Here is a 12,293-nt window from a genome sequence, read left to right as displayed (position 1 = left end):
TTAACCCTTCAATTCCTCTTTTAATTGTGTTGTACTAATACCTTCTGTTCTAGGTAAGTAAACGACTTCACAATAATCTTTTAAGAAATCAAATTTTCCCTTCCAATCATCGCCCATAACAAACACATCTACATTATATTTTTTAACATCTTCAATTTTTTGTTCCCAACTTGTTTCTGGGATTACCTTGTCTACATATTTAATTGCTTCTACAATCTTCATACGATCTGTGTCTTTAATTTTACACACTTTATTTTTACCCAAATTAAACTCATCACTACTTACCGCAACAATCAAATAATCCCCTAATTCTTTTGCGCGGCGCAATAAATTTAAATGGCCTACATGAAATAAATCAAAAGTTCCATATGTTATTACTGTTTTCATGAGTATAAACCTCCCTATATAAACACTGTAATTGTAAACTATTTTTGACAAATTGAAAAGGAGTCACATAAACTCCTTTATTAACCAAATAGTTTTGCGATCCCCTTTTTTTCTTTTTTTGGAAGTAAACGCTTTTCGAATTTTTCATCTAAGAATTTTTTCTTTTCCTTTTTACTCATCGCCTCTAACTTATCTACATAAGCTGAATAGTCATCACAAACTTTATTAATGTCACCCATTTCGACAAGCTGACCACCTTCGATCCACATTCCAGTTTTACAAAATTCACGGACTTGGCTTAATGAATGAGAAATAAAGAAGATTGTTTTTCCTTCTTCATCTCTTAATTTCATCATGCGCTTCATGCATTTCTTCGCAAAACCTTTATCTCCAACACTTAATGCTTCATCGACAATAAAAATATCTGGATTTAAGGCAAGTGAGATAGAAAATCCTAAACGAGATTTCATACCTGATGAATATTTTTTGACAGGCTGATATAAGAAATCTCCTAATTCTGCAAAATCAATAACATCGTTTGTGATTTCTTGAATTCTTTTTTTTCTAAGCCCCATCAATGCACCTTTGACATTAATGTTTTCAAGCCCTGTCAATTGTTGATTCAACCCCGTATTAATGGCAATCAATGCTTGTTCTCCATTAATTTTCATGGTTCCACTATTGATTTCAGAAATACCTGATAATAATAAAGATAATGTAGATTTACCAGAACCATTCGTTCCAAGAATTCCAACTACATCGCCTTTTTTTATTTTAAAAGAAACATCTTTTAATGCATAGAATTCCTTCTTATCTGTTTTATATTGATTGTTTTTATTTCTTAAAGTATAGATTTTTGAAATATTTTCGACTTCAACAGCATATTCTTCTTTAGACATAAAAACCTCCTTAAATCATATCGATGAATTTCTTTTTGAAGGTGTACATCAAATAGCATCCTAACGCAAAAATCAAGAAAACTAGACACCAAAAATAAAGTGTAATAGCAGGATGATCAAATGCGTTTCTTCCATAGAAAACGGCATCTCTATATCCTTGAATAATATAATAGATTGGATTTACCTTCACAAGTTTATTTAAAATACTTGCGAATGGAACATCGGCTTTAAAATGACAATCCCATAAAATAGGAGAGAAGTACATCAACATACGCATGATTGAAGAAATAAATTTCTTTACATCACGCCATAACATTGTAAGTACAGATAATACGAGTGAAATAGCTTCTCCAAGCATAAATGCGCAGAACATATAATATAAAATCCAAAGCCAATTTAAATTTGGATACCATCCACTTAAAATCAAAGTAACAAATGTGATAATCAACATCACAAAGTGATTGAATAATTCTCTTAAACAAACGGTTGCCGGTAAAACCGATACTGGAAACTTCATTCTTGTGATGACATTAGTCTTTGAAAATACGGCAGAACATCCATCTACAATGCATGGACGAATATACCACCATACACTAAATGCTACAACAAGCCATGGTAAATATTCGACGGTAATACCTCTGTATGTTTGTGCTTTTCTTCCCCAAGCAATCCCAAAGACTAACCAATATGTGAATACTTGAATGGCTGGAGATGCAAAGTTCCAAAAAATACCAAATTTAGAATCGCGCATATCTGACAACAATTCATATTTTGCGATACAGAAAATACGATAGAAATTTGAACAATTTTCTTTTATAACGTATGAAATGCTTTTAAACATATAAATTTCTCCTTAACAACTTCTAGGTTATCATATTTTTCATAGAAAAAAAATCTGCATGAAGCAGATTTTCTTGCATTCCTTCTCCTTTCCACTTCAATTCTAACAATTCAATGTGAATTTATTGTGAAAAAGGATGCGTTTTATTCGTTTTCTTCTTCCATTTCTTTTTCTACTTCGTCTAATCCATCTTCAACGATTTCTGATTCTTCTTCTTCCTCATCATCCTCGTCGATTGCGATAGAATCCGTATCCATTACACTTTCTGAATACGTGTGACGTGAACGTAAATCCCAAGTATTTTGTGACATATTCAAGAAACGGCCGTCTAAAGATAAATCTGTATAAAATTGTGCGATATTATCTTCAAACTGTGTTTGAGTAAATCCCATTTCTTGACTTACATCTTTCCAAAGATCAACAAATGGCATAGAACCCTTGTTGTTGGTCAATACTTGATATGCTACTTCAATCATAGACTTTTTCATAATACTATAAAACTCCTCTTAATACTTACATTGATTCAACTGCTTCAACACCAATACATTCTAATGCGTTAGCTAAAACAATTTGAGTTGCCTTTACTAAGGCAAGGCGTTGTGAACTTAATTCTAAGTTATCACGATCTACAACCTTACATACATTATAGAAGCTGTGAAACTTACTAGCTAAATTTTGAATATAATGACACATTTTATGAACTTGACGAGATTGTGCTGTTTCTACAATAACTTTATTGAATTCTTGTAAAGACTTCATCAATTCAATTTCTTTTTCATTTGTTAAATCTTCAAATGATGTTGCTAATTCAATATCTTGAGCCTGTTTTTGGATTGAACACATACGAGCATGTGCATATTGTGCATAGTAAACTGGGTTTTCATTCGATTTCTTAGTTGCCAATTCAATATCGAAATCTAAATGTGAATCTAATGCACGTTGTACGAAGAAATAACGAGCTGCATCAACGCCTACTTTGTCGCACAACTCATTAATTGTTGTCGCATTTCCTAAACGTTTTGACATTTTCATTTCTTCACCGTTTGATACTAAACGAACCATCTGAATAATATCTACATGTAATTTGTCTGCATCGTTTCCTAAAGCTGTCATACTTGCTTTTAAACGAGGAATATATCCATGGTGGTCAGCTCCAAAAAAGTCAACCAACATATCAAATCCACGTTGACATTTATCATTATGATAAGCAATGTCTGGAACTAAATATGTTAATGATCCATCTTGTTTTCTTAAAACACGATCTTTATCATCCCCAAATTTTGTTGTTTCAAACCATAAAGCGCCATCTTTTTCATATACATAGCCCTTTTCATTTAATTCATTGATGGCAGCCTCTACTTTACCTGCATCACGAATACTTTGTTCACTTGACCAAACATCAAAATGTACACGATAACGATCTAAATCTTTTCTAATTTTATCTAATTCAAATTTAATTCCTTCTTTTCTGAAGAATTTCAAATTCTCTTCTGTAGGTTCTAAGTATGTTTCAGGATATTCTTTCGCCAATTCATATCCTTTTTCTTCAACATCCTTACCCATGTAACCATCTTGACCAATTTCTGTTGGAATTCCTTGTGCTTGACGATAACGAGCATTTAAAGATAGTGCCAAGTTTGTGATTTGATTACCCGCATCATTTACATAATATTCACGAGTTACATCATATCCCGCTTTTTTCATGATACGTGCACAACTATCTCCCCAAGCAGCTCCACGAGCATGTCCTAAGTGTAATGATCCGGTTGGGTTTGCACTTACATATTCTAGATCTACTTTAATTCCATTCGCTGGTTGTTGACCATAATTTTCCTTTTGTGCTAATACATCTGAAATTACTGTACTAAAACGATCTTTAGATAATGTAAAGTTCAAGAAACCAGGTCCTGCAATTTCAATATTAGAAACCATTTCTAATGAGAATGCATCTAATAAACTTTGCGCAATCATTCTTGGATTTTGATGTAATTGACGAGTTAACTGCATCGCAACGTTACTTGAAAAATCACCATGATCTTTGTTTTTTGGTGTTTCAACAACAATGTTTTGAACATCTAAATCTAAATCAAATGCTTTTTTAACCGCACTTTGAATGGCCTGCTTTAATTCAACTTCAATTGACTGCATATGTATCCTCCTTATTTATATATAGTACAAAGTGAAATTTTTGTTCTTCATTTCCCTGTATAAGACTGTATTTTACTTCTATATGATTTTCATCCACATCATAATGACTTGTATGACAATCCAAATCTATTTGCCCAAATTCTGTTTCAATATGCCCCTTTGTTTGACTATTCAAACGAAGTGTCAAATTCACAAGAACCTCAGATTCACTACGGATCACTAATCCATTTTTCCATATTTTCCATTCAAATCGATGTGTATCATTACTAAAAGAAACTAGAAGGCCTTCGTTCGCACAAAAGTCAATTATAGCCTCTCCTTTATATAATGTTTGATTTGAAATTTTATCAAATAAATGTACCTGATTTGTCATAGCTAGTGCATAATATCACACTCTGATTTTTTTGCAAGAAAATTTATTAAAAAACGTAACAATTTAATTAAAATATGACCATTTTAATCTAAAATTCATATTTTTTTATATAATTACCTCAATTTTTCACAAGTGAAAACGGTAACACCACACATGTTACCGCTCGTTTTATAGTATTTCTTTTGGAAAATAAATTCGTTTATTCGTTTGATTTTTCATCTTCAACAATGCCTTAACAATCTGTGAACAACTTGATAAAGACACCAATTCATTTTTAGAATCTAACATCCAAATGATTTGATTTTCATCATTTTCTGTATATGGTAAATACGCCTTAGAATGTGAAATTGCTTCATAATAGTAATAATCTAAATCATATCCAGATTCAACAAGCTTCTGTTTGATATCTTGCATCTGTGGATCACTTGGATCTTCAATCCATTCAAATAGATGCCGATTTAAAATACGATCTGCGAAATCTTTTAAAATTTCATCTTCACTCTCTAACGCTTGTTGAAAGCCATAAAACATACGGTGTTCATCCATTAAATAAAAGTCGTTATTCGATAATTCTCCATTCATTAATGGTTCAAACACATCGATATTTCGAATTGTTGCGTATCGTTTAAAAAATTGTTGAATCATAATTTCATATGATTTCGCATCTGGATGTAAGTAAACCTGCCAATACATATGATATCTTGCCATAATATAGTCTTCAATACTGTGCATACCACTCATCTTCACACACAATGAATCATTTTTTACACGCAAAGTACGCAAAATTCTTTCTAAATCAAAAGTACCATAGCTTGTACCCGTTTCATATGCATCTCTTAAAAGATAATCCATGCGATCCGCATCCAATTGTGAGCTGATCATTTGATGCATCATTGGTTTGGGATGTTTATGTGTTAAAATCAATACAATATTTTGTGGAAGTGAAGCATCCTCTTTAATAAGTACCTTATGAATTTCTGTTTTTGGATCCAAAATCAAATCACAAGTCATTTGTTCGTGATGCTTCTTATGAAGTGTTTCAAAAAAATGTGAAAAAGGACCATGGCCCAAATCATGCAACAAAGCAGCACATAAAACTTGAATTTTTTCATATTCACTTAGAGAGGCTGTGATTGAATCCACTTCTTCACACATTCGTCTAGTGATTTCATATACACCTAGACTATGTGAAAAACGCGAATGCTCTGCCGTATGATAGATTTGAAAATCTCCACCTAATTGATGAATGCGATGTAATCTTTGAAATTCCTTTGCGTTGATACAATCCCATATCACTTGATATTTCACATGAATATATCCATGTACAGGATCTCTTAATACTTTAGTTTCGTTGGTTTTATCAAACATGGCCATACCTCCTTTAATGCTTCTACAAGCATTTTATCAGATTTAAAGAAGTTATAGTCATATATATGATCTGGAGTTGTCCAAATATATTGTGAATGCACACTTAATTTTGTTGGTTTTTCATTAGAAGTACATGTGAAACAAGTTAAGTGAATTTCATATCCATCTTGATAATCAATACTGTTAGCTAAATATTGAACATTATAAATATCGATATCACATTCTTCTTTCCATTCACGAATCAAAGCTTCTTCTTTTGTCTCATTTTCTTCAACTTTTCCACCAGGAAACTCAAAGAAACCTTTGCTCGAACCATAATTTCTTTGTGCAATCATGACTTTTCCATTTACGATAAGAGCTCCACACACAACATTAAGCTTGTTCATCTTCAATTCTTTCTTCATGAATGATTTCAAACAATAATTGTGCGTTTTGTTTAGAAACTTGTTTTTGAATATCTAGTACACGAATTTCAAGCAATCTTGCTCCAAAACGAATACGAATCGTATCCCCAATTTTTAATTCTGTACTTGGTTTAGCCACTCGATCATTTACCCAAATACGACCTTGTAACGCTAGTTCTTTAGCGGCTTCTCTTCTTTTTAAGATTCTTGCTGTTTTTAAATATTTATCTAATCGCATCAAAATTCTCCTTCTAATTTATCAATCACCTGCATCATCAATTCAATATGTTTCTTCAAGCGTTTTGAAATCATAATTTTAATTTTTCCATCTTCTAATTTCAAATTGATCTTTCGACTAATGTCATTGATGGCCCCAAATAGTTTTACACCATCACAATTCTTTGACCATTCTTTACTCATAGTGATAGTAACAACATCTTCTGTTTCTTTTAATGATTCAACACCTTCTCGATTCACAAAGAAATCCAATTTTTTCTGTTCAAACAATTGTTTTACTTCATTTGGAATATGTCCAAATAAGTCTTCCACACGCTTTTCATATTCAATCAATTCAGCAAGACTCTCTGTTTTTTTGATATGTTGATAAATTTCTAATTTATCTCCATCATTATCCGTGAATTTTTCAGGTATATATCCCGATAATTGCACTTGAGCTACTTTATCATTTTTCTTTTTTTCGATTGGCTTACCTTGTTTTTCTTTAATGGCACTTGCCAACATTTCAAGATATAAATCCAAACCAACATCGTCAATAAATCCAGCTTGTTGAGGACCAAGCATATCTCCAGCTCCACGAATCGTTAAATCTCGCATAGCTACTTTATAACCACTACCTAAAGATGTAAATTCTTTGATAGCTTTTAATCTTTTATGGGCTTGCTCTGTTAATTCTTTTTGTGGCTGCACTAATAAATAACAATATGCGATTTTTTCACGACGACCTACACGACCTCGTATCTGATACAATTGCGATAATCCAAAACGATCCGCATCATCAATAATCATTGTGTTCGCATTCGCAATATCGAGTCCTGTTTCAATAATTGTCGTGCATACTAAAATTTGATATTTCTCTTGCTCAAAATCAATCATAGTTTGTTCAATATCATTTTTTTCCATACGACCATGCGCTACGGCCACTTTTGCGTCCGGAAACATACTTTGAATATTTTTAGCTACAGAATAGATGTTTGAAACATGATTGTATAAATAGAATACTTGTCCTCCACGTGATAATTCTCTTTGAATAATTTCTTTGACAACGCTTTTTCGATTTTCCATCACATACGTTTGAATCGGATGACGATGCAAAGGAGGTGTATTTAATTGTGAAATTGTACGTACTCCAATCAAAGACATCTGTAGAGTTCTTGGTATAGGTGTTGCACTTAAAGATAAAACGTCGATCGCATTTTTCATCTCTTTAATTCTTTCTTTATGTTCTACACCAAAACGTTGTTCTTCATCAATAATCAATAGACCGAGATTTTTATATTGGAAAGATTTATTCAACAATTTATGAGTACCAATAATAATATCTACTTGGCCTTCGGCTAATTCTTTTTTTATCTTACTTATTTCTTTTGTCGCTACAAAACGATTCACAACACGAATATTAGCTCCCACATTTTCAAATCTTTTAACAAATGTTTGGTAGTGCTGCATAGATAAAATGGTTGTTGGACATAATAATGCCACTTGTTTGTTGTTGGAAATTGCCTTGAATGCTGCACGCATCGCAACTTCAGTTTTTCCAAATCCAACATCTCCACAAAGTAAATGATCCATTGGTTTTGGTTTTTCCATTTCTCTTTTAATTTCTTCGGTTGCTCTTATTTGATCTGGCGTTGCCTCATATTCAAAGGCATCCTCAAATTCTTTTTGTAGATCATCATCTTTACTAAACGCAAATCCAATATCTTCATTTCGTTTCGCATATAATTCAACCAAACGAGCTGCAATTTCTTCAACCTTTTTAGAAACTTTTTCTTTTGTTTTTTTCCACTTATTTGAGCCTAATTGAGATAGCTTTATACCTACCCCTTCTTTAGATACATATTTTCTTACAAGCTGAAATTGTGATAGTGGTACAAATAGTTCGTCTCCACCATTATATATAACATGCAAATAATCTAAGGTTTTTCCTTTTATCTTTCTTGTTGTGATTCCAACATATTGACCAATACCATATTGTTCATGCACAACATAATCGTTTGGTTCTAGTTCAAGAATATTTTGTAAAACTTGTCCTTGTTTAAATGTTTTCTGATACCTTTTGATCTGGCTTGGACGGTGAAATAATTCTTGCTGGGTATACACAGAAATATCTTCATACATGAAGCCTTCATAAAAATCATCTTCTATAAATGTGATATTCCTATGAATCGAATACGCTTTTAAAGCTTCTTCCACCTTCTTAGTATGCTCTTTGTCCAATGAAATATAGATTGTATTTCCTTTTAAATTCTCTAAAATTTGAATCAATGGCTGATCTGATTTTTCAAGTGTCTCTATTTTTGAAAAAATTGGATTTTTAAAATCCATGAAATCATGGAACATCTGAATGTTATGTTCTTTTTCAAATGTGAATACATCATGAAACATACTATATGAAGGTAAGTATTGATGGGATTCAACCATTTCTTGTATGAATGAAATGGTTTCTTCATTTAATTTTTTATATCCATTTTCTACTTCTTCCTGACTTGAAAAAATAATATGACCACTCACATAATCCATAAATTGGTTTGCCTTTAAATAACTAAAATAAATATATAAATGCGGATCTATATCATAATTTTCTAAAGCAATTTTATCTTTTTCAATATAATCCAATAAGAAATCATAATCATCTTGAATGAGTTTTTCATGTTGTTTTTCTAGTTCAGAATCAATTTCATTTTGTAGAAACTCAATCTGATCATCTGTAAATAATAAATCTGTAGCTGGATTAATAAATACAGAATCAATTGTTTCAATGGTTCTTTGTGTCTCTTCATGAAAGATTCGGATGGATTCAATGACTGTATCAAAAAATTCAATACGAATCGGATGGTCATATTCAAGACAATATACATCCACAATCCCACCACGACTTGCGTATGTGCATGGACGATCTACATAATTTACTTTGGTATATCCTGCTCGATTTAGTTTTTGTTTCAATTCAGTCATTGTGATTTCTTGATCGACTTCAAATTTGAAACAAAGACTTCTAAATAATTCTTTATCGGGTAAATAACGGAAAAAGGCCGCCGTATTACATATAATAATACGTGGCTTATCTTCTTTTACCAGCTGTGTTAATACATAGAGTTGTTCTTGTTTATCTTCTGGACTTGAAGCAATGGCTTGAACTCGTAAAGATTCTTCCATCACAAATAATAATGTATCATCAATAAGTGGCTTCAATCTTTGATAGAGTTGTTGCGCTTCATAGCGATTCTTTTTAACTACAATCCTTGTTTGTTTATCTTGCATAAACGCACTAGCTAAACACAATGCTTCTTCGTTTGGAAGTAAGTTTCCTATATTATTTCCAAATTGAAGCATTTGTTGAACGATAGGATTGTCTTGTAGTTTATTTAATATTGTCTCTTTCAAGAATATCACCTTCTACTTTTTATTATACCTATTCATCGTATCACTAAAAGAGTGTTTAATTGAAAATTTAGCTGCTTTTGCGGCCTGCTCTAAAGCATGGTTTAAATCATCTTGTTGTTCTTGAGGAAATTTTCCTAATACCCAATCTACAACGGGAATCAATTTATCTTTTCCAATACCTATGCGAATACGATCAAATTCTTGCGTACCAATATGAGAAATTATACTTTTGATTCCATTATGGCCTCCGGCACTGCCTTTTTGGCGCAAACGAAGTTTTCCAACAGGCATATCCATATCATCATATAACACAAGAATATCTTCTGATGATACTTTATAGAAATCCATGCATTGTCTTAGAGCAATACCACTATTATTCATATATGTGGTTGGTTTTAATAAAATAATATCTTCTCCATCAATTTTCTTTTTCGCAAAATAAGCTGAAAACTTTTCCTGATTAAAATCCATTTCTAGCATTTGTGCCAATTTATCGATGGCCATAAATCCTGCATTATGACGTGTATTTTCGTATTCTCTTCCGATATTTCCTAATCCGATAATAATTTTCATGAAAAAAATCCTCCTTCAAAAAAATAACGGGATAATCCCGTTATTCTTCATCTTTTCCTGGTGTATATAAAATGTGTAAACGACGTCCTTCGCCTTCACCTTCACTCTTAGTAGAAATATCATTCATTCCTGCTAAAGCATTGTGAATTGCCTTTCTTTCATCGGCTGGCATTGGATCTAATACGGCATCTACTTTTGTACGACGCACATCTTTTGCGACGCGAACTGCCATTTTACAAATTTTTTCGTATCTTTCTTCCTTATAACCATTTACATCGATTAATAGGCCAACACGTTTTTTGAATGCTGCACTAACGGCTGCTTTTACCAAACGATTGAATGCTTGTAAAGACTTACCAGCTTTACCAATCATAATCGCATTGTTCTTTGTATTTACAGTAATGCGATAGAAACCATGATCATTTTCAATTTCAACAGTTCCATCTAATTCTGCATTGTCAAAATAGGTTTGAATATATGATTTAATGAAATCTTCAATATCTTTTTGGCAATATACTTCAATTTCAATTGTTTTTCCAATTCCTAAAAAACCACTTTTTTCTTCTGTAACTTCATAATGAAGTTCTTCTTTTGTGCATCCCTTTGCGTTACATGCAGAGTTTAAAGCTTCATCTAAAGTTTTCCCAGTAAATTTTTCGAATTCCATATGTATTACCTACTTTTTATTCATAACTTGGTGTAGGATCAATGATTGACATACACGAATTACACTTGATACTAACCAATAGAATGACATTGCCATTGGCCATGAAATATACATAACACAAATCATAGCTGTCATGAAGTACACTGACATATTCATACTGTTAGCCATTGGATTTGTTTCTTCTTGTGCATATTTTTTAACTTTAACGTTATCTTTCTTATCTTGCCATTTCTTCAACCATTGAGGTAATTTCATTGAAACAATATAGAAAATAACCATTAATACATAAATTGCGATATATGCGATATCTAAAGCTTTAAATCCATCAAGTGGAGTACCCGCTAAAGAAATACCCATAAAGCTTCCGCTCACAACGCTTACAGAACGCATTGTCGCATAATACATACCCATCATGATTGGTAACTGAATGAAAGTAATCAACATTGAACCAAATGGATGAATATCATATTTTTGATAAAAATTTTGCATTTCCTGAGCCATCTGCATTTTAGAACGCTCATCTGTTTTATCTTTATATTTATTTTGGATTTTTTGAATTTCAGGTTGAATTTCCTGCATTCTTTGTGTAGACATTTGTGATTTACGTGTAAATACAAATACTAACATCTGAATCAACAATGTAGTTAAAATAATACCTACACCTGCATCTGTCTTTGAAGAAATTAAGTTGATAATTTGTGCGATTGGCCAAACAATTAAACCTTCAAACCATCCTTTTGACATAGAATCTTTAAAAGTTGTTGGTTGAATTGTATATTGTCCATCTTTAATATTCTTTTTAATTTCTTTCTTTAATTCTTTATCAGAAATGTCTTTGTAATTGATTTTGCTTGCATCAATTGTTGTCTCTTCACTTGCAATAATTTGGTCTGCTAATGTTTTTCCATCTCTACCTCTTGGATTTGCACAAGCCGTACATGTTAATAATACCAACATACATAGAAAGACCAATTTTGCTTTTTTCTGCAAAAATTGTTTCATTTTTTAT

Annotated in this window: 13 protein-coding genes; all 13 read right to left on the bottom strand. The window is 31.9% G+C overall.

Translation table 11 applies throughout. The annotated features are described in order from the left end of the window. The 13 genes from tagD to Q0E86_RS02160 all read right to left on the bottom strand — a co-directional run bounded on the left by tagD (position 1) and on the right by Q0E86_RS02160 (position 12,286). Positions 1 to 387: a glycerol-3-phosphate cytidylyltransferase gene (tagD, locus tag Q0E86_RS02220; protein ID WP_040466417.1), complete on the bottom strand. Its 387-nt coding sequence runs from the start codon at positions 385 to 387 to the stop codon at positions 1 to 3. 80 nt (positions 388 to 467) lie between these two features. Next, positions 468 to 1,286, bottom strand: coding sequence for an ABC transporter ATP-binding protein (locus Q0E86_RS02215; RefSeq protein ID WP_288536646.1), 819 nt, complete (start codon positions 1,284 to 1,286; stop codon positions 468 to 470). Between the two features lie 10 nt (positions 1,287 to 1,296). Continuing rightward, positions 1,297 to 2,127, bottom strand: a complete 831-nt coding sequence (locus tag Q0E86_RS02210) for an ABC transporter permease (protein WP_295754306.1) — start codon at positions 2,125 to 2,127, stop codon at positions 1,297 to 1,299. Positions 2,128 to 2,270: 143 nt separating this feature from the next. Then, positions 2,271 to 2,615 carry a DNA-directed RNA polymerase subunit delta gene (gene rpoE, locus Q0E86_RS02205; protein WP_288518974.1) on the bottom strand — a complete coding sequence of 115 codons (345 nt, stop codon included), beginning with the start codon at positions 2,613 to 2,615 and terminating at the stop codon, positions 2,271 to 2,273. Between the two features lie 25 nt (positions 2,616 to 2,640). Beyond that, on the bottom strand, positions 2,641 to 4,275 hold the full coding sequence (gene argS, locus Q0E86_RS02200; protein WP_295754305.1) for an arginine--tRNA ligase: 1,635 nt from the start codon (positions 4,273 to 4,275) through the stop codon (positions 2,641 to 2,643). Further along, the gene (locus Q0E86_RS02195; protein WP_295754304.1) at positions 4,262 to 4,648 is read right to left on the bottom strand and encodes a DUF1934 family protein; all 387 of its coding nucleotides are present in this window, start codon (positions 4,646 to 4,648) and stop codon (positions 4,262 to 4,264) included. Before Q0E86_RS02195 ends, argS begins: the two co-directional genes overlap by 14 nt. A 168-nt stretch (positions 4,649 to 4,816) precedes the next feature. Continuing rightward, positions 4,817 to 6,016, bottom strand: coding sequence for an HD domain-containing protein (locus Q0E86_RS02190; RefSeq protein WP_295754303.1), 1,200 nt, complete (start codon positions 6,014 to 6,016; stop codon positions 4,817 to 4,819). Beyond that, positions 5,983 to 6,402 carry a (deoxy)nucleoside triphosphate pyrophosphohydrolase gene (locus Q0E86_RS02185; RefSeq protein ID WP_295754302.1) on the bottom strand — a complete coding sequence of 140 codons (420 nt, stop codon included), beginning with the start codon at positions 6,400 to 6,402 and terminating at the stop codon, positions 5,983 to 5,985. Before Q0E86_RS02185 ends, Q0E86_RS02190 begins: the two co-directional genes overlap by 34 nt. Further along, positions 6,389 to 6,658 (bottom strand): RNA-binding S4 domain-containing protein, encoded by a 270-nt coding sequence (locus Q0E86_RS02180; RefSeq protein ID WP_003865701.1) that lies wholly within the window; start codon positions 6,656 to 6,658, stop codon positions 6,389 to 6,391. The genes Q0E86_RS02185 and Q0E86_RS02180 overlap by 14 nt, the downstream gene beginning before the upstream one ends. After that, on the bottom strand, positions 6,658 to 10,053 hold the full coding sequence (mfd, locus tag Q0E86_RS02175; RefSeq protein ID WP_367117373.1) for a transcription-repair coupling factor: 3,396 nt from the start codon (positions 10,051 to 10,053) through the stop codon (positions 6,658 to 6,660). The genes Q0E86_RS02180 and mfd overlap by 1 nt, the downstream gene beginning before the upstream one ends. A gap of 3 nt (positions 10,054 to 10,056) precedes the next feature. Then, positions 10,057 to 10,617, bottom strand: coding sequence for an aminoacyl-tRNA hydrolase (gene pth / locus Q0E86_RS02170; protein WP_295754301.1), 561 nt, complete (start codon positions 10,615 to 10,617; stop codon positions 10,057 to 10,059). Positions 10,618 to 10,657: 40 nt separating this feature from the next. After that, positions 10,658 to 11,284 carry a Jag N-terminal domain-containing protein gene (locus Q0E86_RS02165; RefSeq protein WP_295754300.1) on the bottom strand — a complete coding sequence of 209 codons (627 nt, stop codon included), beginning with the start codon at positions 11,282 to 11,284 and terminating at the stop codon, positions 10,658 to 10,660. Positions 11,285 to 11,293: 9 nt separating this feature from the next. Further along, entirely contained in the window at positions 11,294 to 12,286 is a 993-nt protein-coding gene (locus Q0E86_RS02160) for a YidC/Oxa1 family membrane protein insertase (RefSeq protein WP_295754299.1), read from the bottom strand. Positions 12,287 to 12,293 lie beyond the last annotated feature (7 nt).

The sequence above is a fragment of the uncultured Holdemanella sp. genome, from assembly GCF_934754935.1.
In the GTDB taxonomy this organism is placed as follows: Bacteria; Bacillota_I; Bacilli_A; order Erysipelotrichales; family Erysipelotrichaceae; genus Holdemanella.
This window is presented reverse-complemented; position numbering and strand designations above follow the sequence as displayed.

Coding starts and splice junctions, on each gene's coding strand:
- tagD (WP_040466417.1), bottom strand. CDS start 387: ATGAAAACAGTAATAACATATGGAACTTTTGATTTATTTCATGTAGGC.
- Q0E86_RS02215 (WP_288536646.1), bottom strand. CDS start 1,286: ATGTCTAAAGAAGAATATGCTGTTGAAGTCGAAAATATTTCAAAAATC.
- Q0E86_RS02210 (WP_295754306.1), bottom strand. CDS start 2,127: ATGTTTAAAAGCATTTCATACGTTATAAAAGAAAATTGTTCAAATTTC.
- rpoE (WP_288518974.1), bottom strand. CDS start 2,615: ATGAAAAAGTCTATGATTGAAGTAGCATATCAAGTATTGACCAACAAC.
- argS (WP_295754305.1), bottom strand. CDS start 4,275: ATGCAGTCAATTGAAGTTGAATTAAAGCAGGCCATTCAAAGTGCGGTT.
- Q0E86_RS02195 (WP_295754304.1), bottom strand. CDS start 4,648: ATGACAAATCAGGTACATTTATTTGATAAAATTTCAAATCAAACATTA.
- Q0E86_RS02190 (WP_295754303.1), bottom strand. CDS start 6,016: ATGTTTGATAAAACCAACGAAACTAAAGTATTAAGAGATCCTGTACAT.
- Q0E86_RS02185 (WP_295754302.1), bottom strand. CDS start 6,402: ATGAACAAGCTTAATGTTGTGTGTGGAGCTCTTATCGTAAATGGAAAA.
- Q0E86_RS02180 (WP_003865701.1), bottom strand. CDS start 6,658: ATGCGATTAGATAAATATTTAAAAACAGCAAGAATCTTAAAAAGAAGA.
- pth (WP_295754301.1), bottom strand. CDS start 10,617: ATGAAAATTATTATCGGATTAGGAAATATCGGAAGAGAATACGAAAAT.
- Q0E86_RS02165 (WP_295754300.1), bottom strand. CDS start 11,284: ATGGAATTCGAAAAATTTACTGGGAAAACTTTAGATGAAGCTTTAAAC.
- Q0E86_RS02160 (WP_295754299.1), bottom strand. CDS start 12,286: ATGAAACAATTTTTGCAGAAAAAAGCAAAATTGGTCTTTCTATGTATG.